This window comes from Pseudomonas sp. SC11, assembly GCF_047039205.1.
GTDB classification, from domain to species: Bacteria; Pseudomonadota; Gammaproteobacteria; order Pseudomonadales; family Pseudomonadaceae; genus Aquipseudomonas; species Aquipseudomonas boreofloridensis.
Map to the genome: position 1 here is coordinate 999,117 of NZ_CP178183.1, position 16,631 is coordinate 1,015,747.

The following is a 16,631-nucleotide window of genomic DNA, read 5'->3' on the forward strand; positions in this document are numbered from 1 at the left end:
GTTCAGTGCCCCAACTGACGCGGCTGCCAGTCCTTGATCACCAAGGTCACATCGATGTTCTCGCCGTGCAGCTTGAGGCGCTCGGGCAGCCAGTAGCCGTTCTGCTCGCTGTAGCTCAGGTACTCCACCTCCCAGCCATCCTGGGTCAGACGCGCCAGGCGGCTGTCGCCATCGAGGGTGAGCTGGCTCTTGCTATCGGGGGCCGGCAGGCCACGTACCCACCACACCAGGTGCGACACCGGCAAGCGCCAGCCGAGTTGTTCTTCGAGCAGGGCCTCGGGGCTGGTGGCCTCGTAGCGGCCCTGGTTGGCCACTTCCAGCACCACGCCGCCGGGTCTCCCGGTCAGGCGCGCGGCACCGCGGCCCAGCGGGCCGGCCAGGCGAATGTCGTAGTAGTCCTGGCGCTGCAGCCAGAACAGCGTGCCGCTGCCGGAGTCGCGCGGGGCGCGGATGCCGACCTTGCCGTTGATCTGCCAGCCGTCGAGGCTGCTCAACTGCTGCTTGTGCTCGCGCCACAGTTGCGGGCTGCCTTTGCCCTGCACGGCTTCACGGGAGCCCATGCCGGCACAGCCGGCCAGCAGGGCGATGAGGGCGAAGGTAAGAAGATGACGCACAGGCATGGTTCAGAGGGTCTCGGATCCGGTCAGGCGCAGGACGGTCTTGCGCAGAATGGGGTTGTCGGGCTGCTCGGCGAAGGCCTTGGCCCACACCTGGCGGGCCTCGCGGCGCTTGCCATTGGCCCACAGCACTTCGCCCAGGTGGGCGGCCACTTCGGGGTCGGGCAGGCGCTCGAGGGCCTGGCGCAGCAGGCGCTCGGCCTCGTCCAGATGGCCCAGGCGATAATTGACCCAGCCCAAACTGTCGAGCACGGCGGGGTCATCGGGGGTGATCTGGCTGGCCTTCTCGATCAGCGCCTTGGCTTCGCCGTAACGGGTGGTGCGGTCGGCGAGGGTGTAGCCCAGGGCATTGAGGGCCATGGCGTTTTCCGGCTCGCGGGTGATGATGGCGCGCAAGTCCTGCTCCATCTGCACGATGTCGTCGCGCTTTTCCGCCAGCATGGCGCGGGTGTAGAGCAGGTTGAGGTCATCGGGGTAGCGCTTGATCGCCTGCTGCAGCACCTGGTCGGCCTGGTCTTCCTTGCCATTGTTGCCCAGGGTCTCGGCCTCGATCAGGTACAGCTGGATCGCGTAGTCGGGCTGTGCTTCACGGGCTTCGGCCAGGTGACGCGAGGCCTCGGCGCTGCGGCCGTTGGCGATGAGGATGTCGGCCTGGCGCAATTGCGCGGGCAGGTAATCCGGGCCCGGACCCACCAGCGCATATTCGCGCAGGGCGGCTGCCGGCAGGTTGCGTTCTTCGCGGATGCGTCCCAGGTTCAGGTGCGCGGCGTCGACGTTGCTGTCGCGCTCGACCATTTCCTGCAGGTAGCCTTCGGCTTCGTCCCAATCCTTGTTCTCCATGCTCACCAGAGCCAGCGAATAACGCAGTTCGTCATCATCGGGGTACTGCTGCAGCAGGTTCTCGAACTCGGCCTTGGCTTCGCTGATGTGGTTCTGCTCGACCAGCGTGCGCGCGTAGGTAATGCGCAGGCGCTTGTCCTCGGGATTGTCGCGGATTGCCGTGCGCAGCAGCGGCAGCGCTTCGTCGCCGCGCTCGAGGGTTTGCAGCAGGCGTGCGCGCAGCAGGATCGGCGCGATTTCGCCGTTGCGCGGCGGGTGCTGTTCCAGCAGGTCGAGCGCCTGTTCGGTCTTGTCGTCCTGGTTGAGCAGCAAGGCCTTGCCGAACACCAGTTGACCGTTGTCCGGGTACTTCACCAGCAGACGATCAAAGCTCTTGAGCAGACCGTCGCGGGTCGCCTGGTCGGTTTCGGCGGCCGAGAGCGCGAGGAAATCGAAATGGGTGTCGCCCTGGCCCTGAAGCACCTTCTCCATGTAGGCCATGGAATCGTCGTAGCGTCCGGCGCGGGCCAGTTGAATGGCCGCGGCACGCTGCGCGCCGAGGTTCTGTGGGTCGTTGCGTGCCCAGATCAGCGCGGTGTCCAGGGCCGGCTCGTCGGCGCCGAGGTACTCGGCGATGCGGTAGGCGCGCTCGGAAACACCGGGGTCCTGGGTCTTCTGCGCCTGATCGACATAGTTGGCCAGGGCGATGTCAAAGCGGTTGCGCTGGCCAGCGAGCTCGGCCACCAACAGGCTATAGAGGGTGTCGGGCTTGAACGATCCATAGACCACCGGCGGTTTGGCTTCGGGCTTGTCGGCCTCGGCAACGGCCGGCTGTTCCTCGCTCTTGTGCGGGACCAGGCTCTGGCAGCCCTGGAGCAGGGCGAAGGCAAGCAGCAATGCGTAGGATCTGTTCATAGGGGCTTTGGAGGACTAACCGGCGGTCGGAGCATGATGACACAAGCGTGGGGGCAAACCCACCTGCGTAGTGTGTGACCGTGCTGGGCCCGGGACGTTCGGCGACCGGTCTCGTACGCGGCTGTCATCGGGTGCGCTGTCTATAGACGATGGTCATGGTCGCGATAGCGAACGGTGGTTGTCCTGAATCCTGCGAAGTAGGACAATTATCGGCTTCCCGTCCCCACCAGCGATCTTGCATGGCCTTTCTTGCCCTCGGTATCAACCATAAGACTGCCTCGGTCGACGTACGCGAGCGCGTGGCGTTTACGCCCGAGCAGCTGGTCGACGCCCTGCAGCAGCTCTGCCGAATGACCGCCAGCCGCGAGGCGGCGATCCTCTCCACCTGCAACCGCAGCGAACTCTATATAGAACAGGATCAGCTCAGCGCCGACGACGTGCTGCAGTGGCTGGCCCACTACCATCGCTTGAGCCTGGACGAACTGCGCGCCAGCGCCTACATCCACGAGGAGCACGACGCGGTCCGGCACATGATGCGTGTGGCGTCCGGGCTCGACTCGTTGGTGCTGGGCGAGCCGCAGATCCTCGGCCAGATGAAGTCGGCCTATGCGGTGGCGCGTGAGGCCGGCACCATCGGTCCGCTGCTGGGGCGTTTGTTCCAGGCCACCTTCAGCGCCGCCAAACAGGTGCGCACCGACACCGCCATCGGCGAAAACCCGGTGTCGGTGGCCTTCGCGGCGGTCAGCCTGGCCAAGCAGATCTTTGCCGACCTCGGACGCAGCCAGGCGCTGCTGATCGGCGCCGGCGAGACCATCACCCTGGTCGCCCGTCACCTGCACGAGCAGGGGGTCAAGCGTATCGTGGTGGCCAACCGTACCCTGGAGCGCGCCAGCCTGCTGGCCGAACAGTTCGGCGCCCATGCGGTGCTGCTGGCCGACATTCCACAGGAGTTGGCCCACAGCGACATCGTCATCAGCTCCACGGCCAGCCAGTTGCCGATCCTCGGCAAAGGCGCGGTGGAAAGTGCGCTCAAGCAGCGCCGCCACAAGCCGATCTTCATGGTCGACATCGCCGTGCCGCGCGACATCGAGGCGCAGGTGGGTGATCTGGACGACGTCTACCTGTACACCGTCGATGACTTGCACGAAGTGGTCGCGGAAAACCTCAAGAGTCGCCAAGGCGCGGCCCAGGCTGCCGAAGAGCTGGTGAGCGTCGGCGCCGAGGATTTCATGGGGCGCTTGCGCGAGCTGGCGGCGGTGGACGTGCTCAAGGCCTACCGCCAGCAGAGCGAGCGCCTGCGCGACGAAGAACTGCACAAGGCCCAGCGCCTGCTGGCCAACGGCGGCAACCCCGAAGAGGTGCTCGCCCAGTTGGCTCGCGGTCTGACCAACAAGCTTCTGCACGCCCCCAGCGTGCAACTGAAGAAGCTCTCCGCCGAAGGCCGCGTCGATGCGCTGGCCATGGCCCAGGAACTCTTTGCCCTTCACGAAGGCGCCACGGACAAGACCCCGCAATGAAAGCGTCGCTGCTGAAAAAACTGGAGATTCTCCAGGACCGCTTCGAAGAACTCACCGCCCTGCTGGGCGATGCCGAGGTCATTTCCGACCAGACTCGCTTTCGCGCCTATTCCCGTGAGTACGCCGAAGTCGAGCCGGTGTTCGTCGCCTACAGCGCCTGGCGCAAGGTGCAGGACGACCTGGAGGGCGCCCAGGCGCTGCTCAAGGACAGCGACCCTGACCTGCGCGAAATGGCCGTGGAGGAAGTGCGCGAGGCCAAGGAACAACTGCTTGCCCTGGAGGCGCAACTGCAGCGCATGCTGCTGCCCAAAGACCCCAATGACGGACGCAACGTGTTTCTGGAAATCCGCGCCGGGACCGGCGGTGACGAGGCCGCCATCTTCTCCGGCGACCTGTTCCGCATGTACTCGCGTTACGCCGAAAAGCGCGGCTGGCGCCTGGAAATCCTGTCGGAGAACGAAGGCGAGCACGGCGGTTACAAGGAGATCATCGCCCGCGTCGAGGGCGACAACGTCTACGCCAAGCTCAAGTTCGAGTCCGGCGCGCACCGCGTGCAACGTGTGCCGGAAACCGAGTCGCAGGGCCGTATCCACACCTCGGCATGCACCGTGGCGGTACTCGCCGAGCCCGACGAGCAGGCGGCGATCGAGATCAACCCGGCCGACCTGCGCGTGGATACCTACCGTGCCTCGGGCGCGGGCGGTCAGCACGTCAACAAGACCGACTCGGCCATTCGCATCACGCACCTGCCGACCGGCATCGTGGTCGAGTGCCAGGAAGAGCGGTCCCAGCACAAGAACCGTGCCCGTGCCCTGTCCTGGCTGTCGGCCAAGCTCAATGACCTGCAGACCAGCGCCGCGCAGAACGCCATCGCCAGCGAACGCAAGTTGCTGGTCGGCTCGGGCGATCGCTCCGAGCGTATCCGCACCTACAATTATCCACAGGGCCGGGTGACCGACCACCGCATCAACCTGACGCTGTATTCGCTGGACGATGTGCTCGCCGGCGGCGTCGATGCCGTGATCGAGCCCTTGCTCGCCGAATACCAGGCCGATCAACTGGCCGCCCTGGGGGACTGATGACCATCATCGCCAGCCTGTTGCGCAATGCGCAGTTGCCCGACTCCTCCAGCGCGCGTCTGGACGCCGAGCTGCTGTTGTCTGCGGCCCTGGGCAAGTCGCGCAGCTACCTGCACACCTGGCCCGAGCGCATCGTCAGCAGCGAGGCGGCCGACACCTACGCTGCCTGGCTGGAGCGCCGCCGCGCCGGCGAGCCGGTGGCCTACATTCTGGGTCACCAGGGTTTCTGGAAACTCGATCTGGAAGTGGCGCCCCACACCCTGATTCCTCGGCCTGACACCGAGCTGCTGGTGGAGGCAGCGCTGGAGTTGCTGCCGGCAAGCGCTGCGCAGGTACTGGACCTGGGCACCGGCACCGGGGCCATCGCCTTGGCCCTGGCCAGCGAATGTCCGGCCTGGCAGGTGACGGCCGTGGACCGTGTCGAGGAGGCCGTGGCCTTGGCCGAGCGCAACCGCCAGCGTCTGCACCTGGCCAACGTGCAGGTGCGCGCCAGCCATTGGTTCGAGGCACTCGCCGGTGAGCGCTTCGACCTGATCATCAGCAACCCGCCCTACATCGCCAGCGAAGACCCGCACCTGAGTGCCGGTGACGTGCGTTTCGAGCCGAGCAGCGCACTGGTGGCCGGCGTCGATGGGCTGGACGACCTGCGCCTGATCATTGCCCGGGCGCCCCAGCACCTGGTGGCCGGTGGCTGGCTGCTGCTCGAACACGGCTACGACCAGGCCAGCGCAGTGCGTGAATTGCTCACGGCCAGCGGCTTCAGCGATGTCGGCAGTCGCCGCGATCTCGGCGGTCATGAGCGCATCAGTCTGGGCCGCCTGCCGTGCTGAGCGACGACGAGCTGCTGCGCTACAGCCGCCAGATCCTGCTGGCGCAGGTGGATATCGACGGTCAGTCGCGGCTCAAGCAGAGCAGGGCGCTGGTGGTCGGACTGGGTGGTCTGGGCTCGCCTGTGGCGCTGTATTTGGCGGCCGCAGGCGTGGGCGAGCTGCATCTGGCCGATTTCGACACGGTCGAGCTGACCAACCTGCAGCGCCAAGTGCTGCATGACACCGACAGCCTCGGGCTGAGCAAGGTCGACTCGGCGCTGCGGCGCTTGCAGGCGATCAATCCGCAGATCCGCCTGGTCGCCCATCGCCAGGCCCTGGATGAGGATTCCCTCGCGGCGGCAGTGGCCAACGTGGACCTGGTGCTGGACTGCTGCGACAACTTCGCCACCCGCGAGGCGGTCAACGCGGCGTGCGTGGCAGCCGGCAAACCGTTGGTCAGCGGTGCGGCCATTCGCCTGGAAGGGCAGTTGTCGGTGTTCGATCCACGGCAGGCGCACAGCCCCTGTTACCACTGCCTGTATGGCCATGGCAGCGAAGCCGAATTGACCTGCAGCGAAGCCGGGGTGATCGGCCCGCTGGTGGGCCTGGTCGGCAGCCTGCAAGCGCTGGAGGCGCTCAAATTGTTGGCCGGTTTCGGCGAACCGCTGGTGGGACGCCTGTTGCTCATCGATGCCCTGGGTACACGCTTTCGCGAGCTGCGGGTCAAGCGCGACCCAGAGTGCGCCGTGTGCGGCAGCCGCCATGGCTGATCGCTCGGCGCCGGTCGGCGTCATGGATTCGGGGGTGGGCGGTCTGTCGGTGCTGGCCGATATCCACCGCCTGTTGCCGGCCGAGTCGCTGCTCTATGTGGCTGACTGCGGCCATGTGCCCTACGGCGAGAAGTCGCCGGACTACATCCGCGAGCGCTGCCGGCGCATTGCCGCGTTTTTCCAGGCACGTGGCGCCAAGGCCATGGTGCTGGCCTGCAATACGGCAACGGTGGCGGCGGTAGCCGATCTTCGTCAGCGCTACCCCGAATGGCCATTGGTTGGCATGGAGCCTGCGGTCAAGCCGGCGGCGGCGGCGACCCGCTCTGGCGTGGTCGGCGTGCTGGCGACCACTGGCACCTTGCAGAGCGCCAAATTCGCGGCCTTGCTCGATCGGTTCGCAGGCGATGTGCGCGTCGTCACTCAGCCGTGTCCGGGATTGGTGGAATTGATCGAACGGGGCGACTTGAGCAGCCCGCCACTGCGTGTCTTGCTGGAGGGCTATGTCCAGCCATTGCTGGTGGCCGGCTGCGACACGCTGATCCTGGGCTGCACGCATTACCCTTTCCTGCGCCCGCTGCTGGCGCAGATGGTGCCCGAAGACGTAGCGATCATCGATACCGGCGCAGCCGTGGCCAGGCAGTTGCAGCGTCTGCTGCAGGGCCGGAATCTGCTCGCCGATGGCCCGGCGCGCGACGCCGAGTTCTTCAGCAGTGCCGAGCCGCAGCGGCTGCGCGAGGTGTTACCGGCGTTGTGGGCTGCGCCGGTGGCGCAGGTCATGGCGTTCAGCGGCTGAGGCGCAGCCGGCTCTGAGCTTCAGCCCGCGTTGCGCTCAGTCTTCGCTCGGCAGCGGCCATAGCAAGGTCGGATCCAGCACTTCCAGCACCAGTTCGCGGTGCTCACTGTCCAGCTTGCTCAGCAATTCCTGCGCCGCGCTGTCGGCCGTCCACTGCTCCGGCAACGCCAGGGCATTGCTCACGGGCGATTTGGTCGACTGCGGTGCGACCACTGTCAGCTTCACGCCCAGATCGCCCAATGCCTTGCGTTGTTCGCGCAGCCAGTGCGGCAGACTGTTATGGCCGGCGGGACTTTGCGCTGGGGAGTAGCGCTGCAAGGCCGAGTAGCGACTGAAAATCGCCATCACGCGGGGATTTTCGCCCCGTGCCAGCAAGGGCAGGGCGCTGGCCAACGCCTGTTCGGTGGCGTGCCAGTTGCTCTGCAGGATCTGCTCGAAGATCTCTGCTGCAGGGAGGTTCGGGGCCAGGTAGTCACAGGTGCCTGCATTGATGATCAAGGCATCCAGCGTGCCCCACTGCGATTGCAGGCGTTGACCGGCCGATTGGGCCTCGGCGAGTTCGTGCAGGTTGGCCGGCAGGTGCAGCAGGCGTGCACCGTGAAGCTCGATGAGGGCTTCGAGTTCGTGACTGTGCCTGCCACTGACCGCGACTCGATGCCCGTCGGCGAGCAGTTGCTCCGCCATTGCCATTCCGAGCCCACGGGTGGCTCCGGTAATCCAGAAACTACGAGTACTGCTCAATTCTGCGTCCTTAGCTGGTGGCGGCGGACAGCCCCTTGAATGCCGCGAGTGCTCTTTGTCGACTTTTCCCTAGGTCAACGATCGGGCTGACGTAGCAACTTGTATCAAATAAATCAGAGGATTTCACTGGCAAATGAATGGTCTTGTTATCCAGTTGCGTGAGTTCGGGTAACCAATGGCGAATGAATCGCCCGTCTGGATCGAATCGCTGCGACTGGGTTACAGGGTTGAAGATCCGGAAATAGGGCACTGAATCGGTTCCAGTCGAAGCGCTCCACTGCCACCCGCCGTTATTGGCGGCCAGATCACCGTCGATCAGGTGACGCATGAAATGTTGCTCGCCTTTGCGCCAATCGATCAAGAGGTTCTTGCTCAGGAACATGGCCACCACCATTCGAAGCCGGTTGTGCATCCAGCCGGTGTGCAGCAGCTGGCGCATGGCCGCATCGATCAGGGGAATGCCGGTGCGACCCTGTTGCCAGGCTTCGAAGTCGTCCGGCGCAGTGCGCCAGGGCAGTGCTTCGGTATGGGCACGAAATGCCTTGTGCCGCGACACCTGTGGATAACCCACCAGGATGTGTTTGTAGAACTCGCGCCACAGCAACTCTTCGATCCAGGTGCGTGCACCCTGACTGCCACTGTCCAGCTCACCCCGATTGCTGGTCAGGGCGGCATGCAGGCATTGCCGGGGCGAGATCACGCCAGCGGCCAGGTAGGCCGACAGTTGACTGGTGCCGGGCGTGGCCGGCAGATCGCGCGCGACGTGGTAATCGTCGATCAGCTCATCGACGAAGCGGCCGAGCCGGGCCTGTGCTTCCTGCTCGCCCGCCGGCCAGTGGTCGCGAATGCTCTGCGCGGGCTTGTCGAAACCGGCTATATGCTGCGGGATCGGGTCGTGGGCGATGGACAGTGGCGCCTGGGCTTTCACGCGGTGGGCCTGGGCGGGCAGGCTGCGGTGCAAGTGCTCGAGACAGGCCTTGCGGAACTGGCCGAACACCTGGAAGTAGTTGCCGGCCTTGGTCAGCAGCGTGCCGGGCTTGAAGAACAGTTGATCGAGGTGCGTTTTCACGGCAATGCCGGCGTGTTCCAGGCATTCGCGCGTCTGCTGATCGCGCTGCGCTTCGTTGAGGCCGTATTCGTCGTTCCAATGGACGGTCTGCACCTTGTGCTTCTGACAGACCGCTAGGACTGTTTGCGGCACCTGTTGCCAGGTGTCCGTGTGGCCGATGAGCAACGGAATGTTCAAGGCGTCCAGTGCATGGCGCAGGTCACGCAGGTTGCGCAGCCAGAAATCGACCTTGGCCGGTGCGTCGTCGTGCGCTTGCCATTGCTCGGGGCTGGCGATCCACAGGGCAATGGTCGGCCCCTGCTGGGTGGCAGCGCTCAGTGCGGTGTTGTCGTCGATGCGCAGATCGCTGCGCAGCCAGATCAATTGCATGTCAGGGTCTCGCACTGGAGCTTGAGGTCGACTGCTGGAGCAGACGCAAGGCTTGCTGGGGGGTGTCGAACAGCTGCGAGGCGGGAAGGCCCAACGCGCGCAGCCGCTCTTCATGTATGGGAGCACTGGCCCCCCCCAGGAGTTTCACCAGCGTGACAGTGGCCAGTGGCATCAATGACGGAACATCCAGTCGTGCGCCCAAGTGCAACACCAACGCCCTGGGTTGCAAGCGGTCGATGGCGTGCAGTAGCTGTTTGCCGGTCACCGGCTGTTCGAGAATCTCCACCGCCATGCCACTGCTGCTCAGCAGCCAGGCGGTCAGCCACAGGCGCTCGTTGAACGGTTGCTCGGCGGTGGTGGCCAGCAGCACCGGTGGGCCTTCGAGCGAGTGATTGTCGTGATAGACCCGCGCTCCCAGCTTGCTGCGCAGCCAGGTGTGGAAGAAGACCTGTTCCAGGCGTGCGTCGAAGTGATGGCGCCAGCGTTGCTCCAGTTGCTCGAGCAAGGGCAGCAGCAGTTGGTCGCACAGGGTCGAGGCCGGGTACAGCGCCATGGCCTGGTTCAACTGCTGATCCAGCGAGCGCTGGGCAAGGTTGGCGATGGCGTCGATGAGCTTCTCGCAACGCGCTTGCCAGTCGCTGTTGAGCACAGGCGTCGCGCTGCCGCTGTTCTCCAGCAGGTCGCGCACCTGGCTGACCGAGGCGCCACGTTCCAGCCATTGCAGGATCTCTTGCACCTTCTGGACATGCGCTTCGCGATACAGGCGATGTCCTTTGGGCGTGCGGTCGGGCACCAGCAGGCCGTAGCGGCGCTCCCAGGCGCGCAGGGTCACTGGGTTGACGCCGGTACGTCGGGCCAGCTCGCCGATGGGCAGGTCGTCTTCAGAGTGCATTGCGCAGCCCCATGTTTTCCGGATGCGGTTGCAGGTAGGCCTGCTGCAGCAGATAGGGATCGGGATGATTGCGCAGGTGATGCTTGAGCAGGGTCAGCGGTACCACGAGCGGGACGATGCCCTCCTGATACTGGCCGATCAGATGCTGCAGCTCAGCCTTGTCGCTGCCGTCCAGGGCATCGCGCAGGTAGCCGCACAGGTGCTGCAGCACATTGCTGTGAGTGCCGCGGCTGGCACAGCGGCGCAGGGCCTGCATCAACTGCGTGAAGTAACGCGGACCGAGCTCGTCGGGGTCGTCGTTGCGGGTCATGCTGCCGAGCAGGTGGCCCAGTTGCCGATAGGCCTGGGGATTGTGCGCCATCAACAGGTACTTGTAGCGGGCGTGGAAACCCTGCAAGGCCGCGCGGCTCAGGCCCTGCGACAGCAGATTCTGCCAGTCGGCGTAGGCATAGACGCGGCTGATGAAGTTCTCGCGCAGCACCGGGTCGTGCAGGCGGCCTTCTTCCTCCACCGGCAGATCCGGTCGACGTTCGCAGAACGCCTGGGCATAGGCACCGCGGCCGCCTTGCAGCGATGGGCGGCCGTTGTCTTGATAGACCTTGACCCGTTCCAGGCCGCAGGACGGCGATTTCTGCATGAACACATAACCGCAGATATCGTCGAGCGCCTCGGCCATCTGCTGGCCATAGGCACGCAGCGGTGGCGCCAGGTCGGTGCCGGGATTGCGCGGATTGATCACTTCCGGCGACTGAGGGTCGCCCACCAGGCGAATCGCCTCGCGGGGAATGCCCAGGCCAATGGCTACTTCAGGGCACAACGGCACCCAGTCGAAGTGCTCGTCGAGCGACTGACACAAGTCCGAGGCCTTGTGACCGCCGTTGTAACGCACGTCCTGGCCGGCGAGGCAGGCGCTGATGGCGATGCGGGGTTTACCTGTCGAGTGCTGGGGGTCCATGCTGCCGCTCCCTAAACTTGTACAAGGTTGATTTCTTGTACAGGTCTATTCCAGCACATCGAAAAACTTATGCAAGAAGAATTTCTTGTACAACGCTATTCGAGGTGCTCCAGCAGACGGCGCGCCGCCTCCTGGCCGCTCAGCCAGGCGCCTTCGACCCGCCCGGACAGGCACCAGTCGCCACACGCGTAGAGCCCCTGGTCGGCATCGGCGAGCGCGCCCCACTCATGGCTGCCGGCGGGCCGGGCGTAGAGCCAGCGGTGGGCCAAGGCAAAGGTCGGTGCGGGCACGACGCACCCGACCAGTTCGGCGAACTCACCATGCAGCGTGTCGATCACCTCGTCCTTGGGCAGGTCGATGTGCTGCCGGCTCCAGGCGGAAGTCGCATGCAGCACCCACGTATCGAGGTGCTCGTCACGGCCGGGCTTGCTGCGGTTGCGCGCCAGCCAGTCGAGGGGACTGTCCTGCACGAAGCAGCCTTGCATCGGGGTATTCAAGGCCGCGTTGAAGCCCAGCGCGACCGCCCAGGTGGGTTCCATCTGCACGCTCGCGGCAACCGCCGCCAGCTTGGGTGTGGCTGCCAGCAGCGGCGTGGCCTGCGGTGCCGGCACGGCGATCACCACGCGGCTATAGGGGCCGTGGCTGCAGCCTTCGGTGTCCTGCAGGTGCCAGAACTGCTTGCCGCGAAACACTTCGGCGATGCGGCAGCCGAAGTGCACGGTGACGTCTTCGAGCAGGCCTCGGGTGATGGCGCTCATGCGCGGTACACCGACCCAGCGGGTCTGCTCGTCGGGGGAGGGGGTGAGTTGGCCGTCGCGGTAGTTGTAGAGCTGCGGCTTCCATTGCGCCGCCCAACCGGCGGCGACCCAGCTCTGCACGTGTTCGACGAAGCGTCGATCACGGGCGGTGAAGTACTGTGCGCCCAGATCGAGGGCGCCCGCCTCGCTGCGCTTGCTGGCCATGCGCCCGCCACTGCCATGGCCCTTGTCGAACACATGCACGGTCTGCCCGGCCTTCTGCAGGGCCTGGGCGGCGGACAGGCCGGCGATGCCGGCCCCGATGATCGCGATAGGTACTGTCATGATGGCCTCTTCGAACCGTGCTGGAAGCAGACTACGCTGTCAGACAAACCTGTACAATGCAGAAGTTTTGTATAAGGTTATTCCACCCGGTGGAACAGGTTGGCCTATGTTTATCCGAGAGCGTCGGGTTGAAAAAGTGCCTTGAAGTTAAAAATAGACCATAGCCACAGCATGCGAGGACACAGCCATGCACATCGTGCTGACAGGGGGTACAGGCTTGATCGGACGGCATCTGTGCCGACGCTGGTTGAGCCAGGGACATCGCTTGACCGTCTGGAGTCGCGATCCCGCCCAGGTGCCTCGGCGCTGCGGCGAAGGCGTGCGCGGCATCGCCCGGCTGGAGGATATTGCGCCGAGCGATCAGGTCGATGCGGTGGTCAACCTGGCCGGTGCACCCATTGCCGACCGACCGTGGACGGCTTCGCGCCGTCACCTGCTGTGGGCCAGCCGTATCACCCTGACCGAGCAACTGCTGGCGTGGCTCGAAACGCGTGAGCAGCGCCCCGAGGTGCTGGTGTCCGGCTCGGCAGTGGGCTGGTATGGCGATGGCGGCGAGCGTGAGTTGACCGAGGCGTCGCCGCCGGTCAAGGAGGATTTCGCCAGCCAGTTGTGCATCGCCTGGGAAGAAACCGCCCAACGCGCCCAAGCGCTGGGCCTGCGAGTCGTATTGGTGCGAACCGGGCTGGTGCTGGCTGCCGACGGCGGCTTTTTGTCGCGCCTGCGGCTGCCGTTCAAACTCGGCCTGGGCGGGCCGCTGGGCGATGGACGGCAATGGATGCCGTGGGTTCATATCGAGGATTACATCGCCCTGATTGATTTTCTCTTGCAGCGCACCGACGCCAGCGGTCCCTATAATGCCTGCGCGCCGGAGCCGGTGCGCAACCGGGCGTTCGCCAAGGCACTGGGTCGCGCGCTGCATCGACCGGCCGTACTGCCGGTGCCCGCCCTGCTGCTCAAGGCGGGTTTGGGCGAGCTGTCCACCTTGTTGTTGGGTGGACAGCGAGCCCGCCCGGCACGGTTGCTGGAAGAAGGCTTCACGTTCCGCTTCGACGATCTGCAATCGGCGTTGGACGATCTGTCCGAACGCCTCTGACATAGGACGCTGCATGACCGATCACGCCCTGCTGCTGGTCAACCTGGGTTCACCGGCTTCCACTTCGGTTGCCGACGTGCGCCGTTACCTCAACCAGTTCCTCATGGACCCCTACGTCATCGACCTGCCCTGGCCGGTGCGTCGGCTGCTGGTGTCGCTGATCCTGATCAAGCGCCCGGAACAGTCGGCCCACGCCTACGCGTCGATCTGGTGGGACGAGGGCTCGCCGCTGGTGGTGCTGACCCGCCGTCTGCAAGCGGCCATCACCCCGCACTGGCCCCACGGTCCGGTGGAGGTCGCCATGCGCTACGGCCAGCCGGCGCTGCCCCAGGTCCTGGAGCGGCTCGCGGCGCAAGGTGTGCGCAAGGTGACCCTGGCACCGTTGTACCCACAGTTCGCCGACAGCACCGTGACCACCGTGGTGGAGCAGGCGCGCAAGACCCTGGCCGAGCAGAAGCTGGCGATGGAGTTGCGAGTGCTGCAGCCCTTCTACGACGAACCCGACTATATCGACGCGCTGGTGGCCAGTGCTCAGCCTTATCTGCAGCAGGAGTACGACCACCTGCTGCTGAGCTTCCACGGTCTGCCGGAGCGCCATCTGAAGAAGCTCGACCCGACCGGTTCGCATTGCCTGCAGAGCGCCAATTGCTGTGAAACCGCCTGCCCCCAAGTGCGCAAGGTCTGCTATCGCTCGCAGTGCCTGGCCAGTGCGGCGGCCTTCGCCAAGGCGGCAGGCATTCCCGACGGCAAGTGGTCGGCCTCGTTCCAGTCGCGTCTGGGGCGGGCCAAATGGATCGAGCCCTACACCGAGACGCGCCTGGACGAGCTGGCGGCGGCCGGGGTGAAGAAGCTATTGGTGATGTGCCCGGCGTTCGTCGCTGATTGCATCGAGACGTTGGAAGAGATCGGTGACCGCGGCAAGGAGCAGTTCATCGAGGCCGGCGGCGAAGCGTTGGTGCTGGTGCCGTGCCTGAACGATCACCCGCAGTGGGCGCAGGTGCTGGCGGGGATGTGCGAGAAGGCGTGAAAACAGCAGGGGCTGCAGTGCAGCCCCCGTGAGTTCAACGCAGGCTCAAGGCAACTGATCGTCCAGCGTCTTGTTCTTCCAGCCATCGTTGCCCGGCAGAATCAAGTTCAGGGCGATGGCCACTACCGCGCACAGCGCGATGCCCTTCAGGCCCCAATCGTCGGGGCCGTCGCCGCTGCCGATCAATACGCCGCCGATACCGAACACCAGGGTCACCGAGACGATCACTAGGTTGCGCGCTTCGGCCAGGTCGATCTTGTGGCGGATCAGGGTGTTCATGCCCACCGCCGCGATCGAGCCGAACAACAGGCACAGAATGCCGCCCATCACCGGCACCGGGATGCTTTGCAGCAGCGCGCCGAACTTGCCGATGAAGGCCAGGGTGATGGCGAACACCGCCGCCCAGGTCATGATCTTCGGGTTGTAGTTCTTGGTCAGCATCACCGCGCCGGTCACTTCGGCATAGGTGGTGTTGGGCGGGCCGCCGAACAGGCCGGCAGCGGTGGTGGCCAGGCCGTCACCAAGCAGCGTGCGGTGCAAACCGGGCTTTTTCAGGTAGTCGCGGCCGGTCACGCTGCCCACGGCGATCACCCCACCGATATGCTCGATGGCCGGGGCCAGGGCCACTGGCACGATGAACAGGATCGCCTGCCAGTTGAACTCCGGCGCGGTGAAGTTGGGCAGTTCCAACCATGGCGCGGCGGCGATCTTCGCCGTGTCCACCACACCGAAGGCGAAGGACAAGGCGAAGCCGACCAGCACGCCCGCGATGATCGGCACCAGGCGGAAAATGCCTTTGCCGAACACCGCGACGATCAAGGTGGTCAGCAGCGCCGGCATGGAGATCAGCATGGCGGTCTGGTAGGGCATCAACGCGCTGCCGTCGCCGCCCTTGCCCATGGCCATGTTGGCGGCGATCGGCGCCATGGCCAGGCCAATGGAGATGATCACCGGGCCGATGACGACCGGCGGCAGCATGCGGTCGATGAAACCGGTGCCTTTGATCTTCACCATCAGGCCCATGAAGGTGTAGACGAAGCCGGCGGCCATTACCCCGCCCATGGTCGCAGCAAGGCCGAACTGGCCCTTGGCGAGGATGATCGGGGTGATGAACGCGAAGCTGGAGGCCAGGAACACCGGCACCTGGCGCCCCGTGACCAATTGGAACAACAGCGTGCCCAGGCCCGCGGTGAACAGCGCCACGTTGGGGTCCAGGCCGGTGATCAGCGGCATGAGCACCAGCGCACCGAATGCCACGAAGAGCATCTGTGCGCCCGAAACGACCTGACGCCAGAGCGGGTCGTTGTAGCCGTCCTGCATGGTCAGGCGTCCTTCTGCTTGGTGCCGAAGATCTTGTCGCCGGCATCGCCCAGGCCCGGCACGATGTAGCCGTGCTCGTTCAGGCGCTGGTCGATCGAGGCGGTGTAGATCTGCACATCCGGGTGCGCCTTGTTGACCACCTCGATGCCTTCGGGCGCGGCCACCAGCACCATGGCGCGGATTTCCTTGCAGCCGGCTTTCTTCAGCAGGTCGATGGTGGCGACCATCGAGTTGCCGGTGGCCAGCATCGGGTCGATGATCAGCGCCAGGCGCTGGTTGATATCCGGCGCGAGCTTCTCCAGGTAGGTGTGCGCTTCGAGGGTTTCCTCGTTGCGCGCCACGCCCACGGCGCTGACCTTGGCGCCCGGCACCAGGCTGAGCACGCCGTCGAGCATGCCGATACCGGCGCGCAGGATCGGCACGACGGTGATCTTCTTGCCGGCGATCTTCTCGACCTGGACCTTGCCGCACCAGCCGTCGATCTCGTAGGTTTCCAGGGGCAGGTCCTGGGTGGCTTCATAGGTCAGCAGTGCGCCGACTTCCTGGGCGAGTTCGCGAAAATTCTTGGTGCTGATGTCGGCACGGCGCATCAGGCCGAGCTTGTGGCGGATCAGCGGATGGCGGATCTCACGAGTGGGCATAGGGGAGGGCTCCGGAAGGCGGGCAAAAAAACCGCGTAAGATTAATCTATTCAGTCCGTGCTGTCGTGCAGTCATTGTGCACGTTAGTCCATAAAGGCTTGATCTGCGGCGAGCGGGTGCGTA

The 16,631-nt window shown here is 65.2% G+C and carries 16 protein-coding genes; 7 read left to right on the plus strand and 9 right to left on the minus strand.

The window, feature by feature from the left end; translation table 11 throughout:
* Positions 1–2: 2 nt before the first annotated feature.
* Together lolB and ACK2SD_RS04575 are read right to left on the minus strand one after the other, a co-directional pair.
* A complete protein-coding gene (lolB, locus tag ACK2SD_RS04570; protein ID WP_039580210.1) occupies positions 3–620 on the minus strand; it encodes a lipoprotein insertase outer membrane protein LolB in 618 nt (205 codons plus the stop codon).
* A 3-nt stretch (positions 621–623) separates the two neighbouring features.
* Positions 624–2,351 (minus strand): tetratricopeptide repeat protein, encoded by a 1,728-nt coding sequence (locus ACK2SD_RS04575; RefSeq protein WP_412461473.1) that lies wholly within the window; start codon positions 2,349–2,351, stop codon positions 624–626.
* Between the two features lie 239 nt (positions 2,352–2,590).
* On the opposite strand from ACK2SD_RS04575, the gene hemA reads away from it, so the two are divergent.
* The 5 genes from hemA to murI are packed head-to-tail and all read left to right on the plus strand — an operon-like array spanning position 2,591 to position 7,319.
* Entirely contained in the window at positions 2,591–3,868 is a 1,278-nt protein-coding gene (gene hemA, locus ACK2SD_RS04580; protein ID WP_039580205.1) for a glutamyl-tRNA reductase, read from the plus strand.
* Positions 3,865–4,947 carry a peptide chain release factor 1 gene (prfA, locus tag ACK2SD_RS04585; protein ID WP_039580202.1) on the plus strand — a complete coding sequence of 361 codons (1,083 nt, stop codon included), beginning with the start codon at positions 3,865–3,867 and terminating at the stop codon, positions 4,945–4,947. Before hemA ends, prfA begins: the two co-directional genes overlap by 4 nt.
* Positions 4,947–5,777, plus strand: coding sequence for a peptide chain release factor N(5)-glutamine methyltransferase (gene prmC, locus ACK2SD_RS04590; protein WP_412461474.1), 831 nt, complete (start codon positions 4,947–4,949; stop codon positions 5,775–5,777). Before prfA ends, prmC begins: the two co-directional genes overlap by 1 nt.
* A complete protein-coding gene (locus ACK2SD_RS04595) occupies positions 5,771–6,526 on the plus strand; it encodes a molybdopterin-synthase adenylyltransferase MoeB (RefSeq protein WP_304484802.1) in 756 nt (251 codons plus the stop codon). The genes prmC and ACK2SD_RS04595 overlap by 7 nt, the downstream gene beginning before the upstream one ends.
* On the plus strand, positions 6,519–7,319 hold the full coding sequence (gene murI / locus ACK2SD_RS04600) for a glutamate racemase (protein WP_029615097.1): 801 nt from the start codon (positions 6,519–6,521) through the stop codon (positions 7,317–7,319). The genes ACK2SD_RS04595 and murI overlap by 8 nt, the downstream gene beginning before the upstream one ends.
* 36 nt (positions 7,320–7,355) lie before the next feature.
* Here murI and ACK2SD_RS04605 read toward each other — a convergent pair whose 3' ends face one another.
* The 5 genes from ACK2SD_RS04605 to ACK2SD_RS04625 form a co-directional block, all read right to left on the minus strand.
* Positions 7,356–8,060 carry an SDR family NAD(P)-dependent oxidoreductase gene (locus ACK2SD_RS04605; protein ID WP_412461475.1) on the minus strand — a complete coding sequence of 235 codons (705 nt, stop codon included), beginning with the start codon at positions 8,058–8,060 and terminating at the stop codon, positions 7,356–7,358.
* A gap of 10 nt (positions 8,061–8,070) precedes the next feature.
* Complete coding sequence (gene phrB, locus ACK2SD_RS04610) at positions 8,071–9,498, minus strand: deoxyribodipyrimidine photo-lyase (RefSeq protein WP_412461476.1); 1,428 nt, start codon at positions 9,496–9,498, stop codon at positions 8,071–8,073.
* Position 9,499: 1 nt separating this feature from the next.
* Positions 9,500–10,390: a MerR family transcriptional regulator gene (locus tag ACK2SD_RS04615; protein ID WP_412461477.1), complete on the minus strand. Its 891-nt coding sequence runs from the start codon at positions 10,388–10,390 to the stop codon at positions 9,500–9,502.
* Positions 10,380–11,345 (minus strand): YbgA family protein, encoded by a 966-nt coding sequence (locus tag ACK2SD_RS04620; RefSeq protein WP_116889156.1) that lies wholly within the window; start codon positions 11,343–11,345, stop codon positions 10,380–10,382. Before ACK2SD_RS04620 ends, ACK2SD_RS04615 begins: the two co-directional genes overlap by 11 nt.
* Before the next feature lie 95 nt (positions 11,346–11,440).
* Complete coding sequence (locus ACK2SD_RS04625) at positions 11,441–12,427, minus strand: NAD(P)/FAD-dependent oxidoreductase (protein WP_039580182.1); 987 nt, start codon at positions 12,425–12,427, stop codon at positions 11,441–11,443.
* A 187-nt stretch (positions 12,428–12,614) separates the two neighbouring features.
* Here ACK2SD_RS04625 and ACK2SD_RS04630 point away from each other — a divergent pair, with 187 nt between their 5' ends.
* Positions 12,615–13,520 carry a TIGR01777 family oxidoreductase gene (locus tag ACK2SD_RS04630; protein ID WP_412461478.1) on the plus strand — a complete coding sequence of 302 codons (906 nt, stop codon included), beginning with the start codon at positions 12,615–12,617 and terminating at the stop codon, positions 13,518–13,520.
* A gap of 13 nt (positions 13,521–13,533) precedes the next feature.
* Positions 13,534–14,547, plus strand: a complete 1,014-nt coding sequence (gene hemH, locus ACK2SD_RS04635) for a ferrochelatase (RefSeq protein WP_029615103.1) — start codon at positions 13,534–13,536, stop codon at positions 14,545–14,547.
* A 45-nt stretch (positions 14,548–14,592) separates the two neighbouring features.
* On the opposite strand, the gene ACK2SD_RS04640 is transcribed toward hemH, so the two are convergent.
* Together ACK2SD_RS04640 and upp are read right to left on the minus strand one after the other, a co-directional pair.
* A complete protein-coding gene (locus ACK2SD_RS04640) occupies positions 14,593–15,867 on the minus strand; it encodes a uracil-xanthine permease family protein (protein WP_029615104.1) in 1,275 nt (424 codons plus the stop codon).
* 2 nt (positions 15,868–15,869) lie between these two features.
* The gene (upp, locus tag ACK2SD_RS04645) at positions 15,870–16,508 is read right to left on the minus strand and encodes a uracil phosphoribosyltransferase (protein WP_029615105.1); all 639 of its coding nucleotides are present in this window, start codon (positions 16,506–16,508) and stop codon (positions 15,870–15,872) included.
* Positions 16,509–16,631 lie beyond the last annotated feature (123 nt).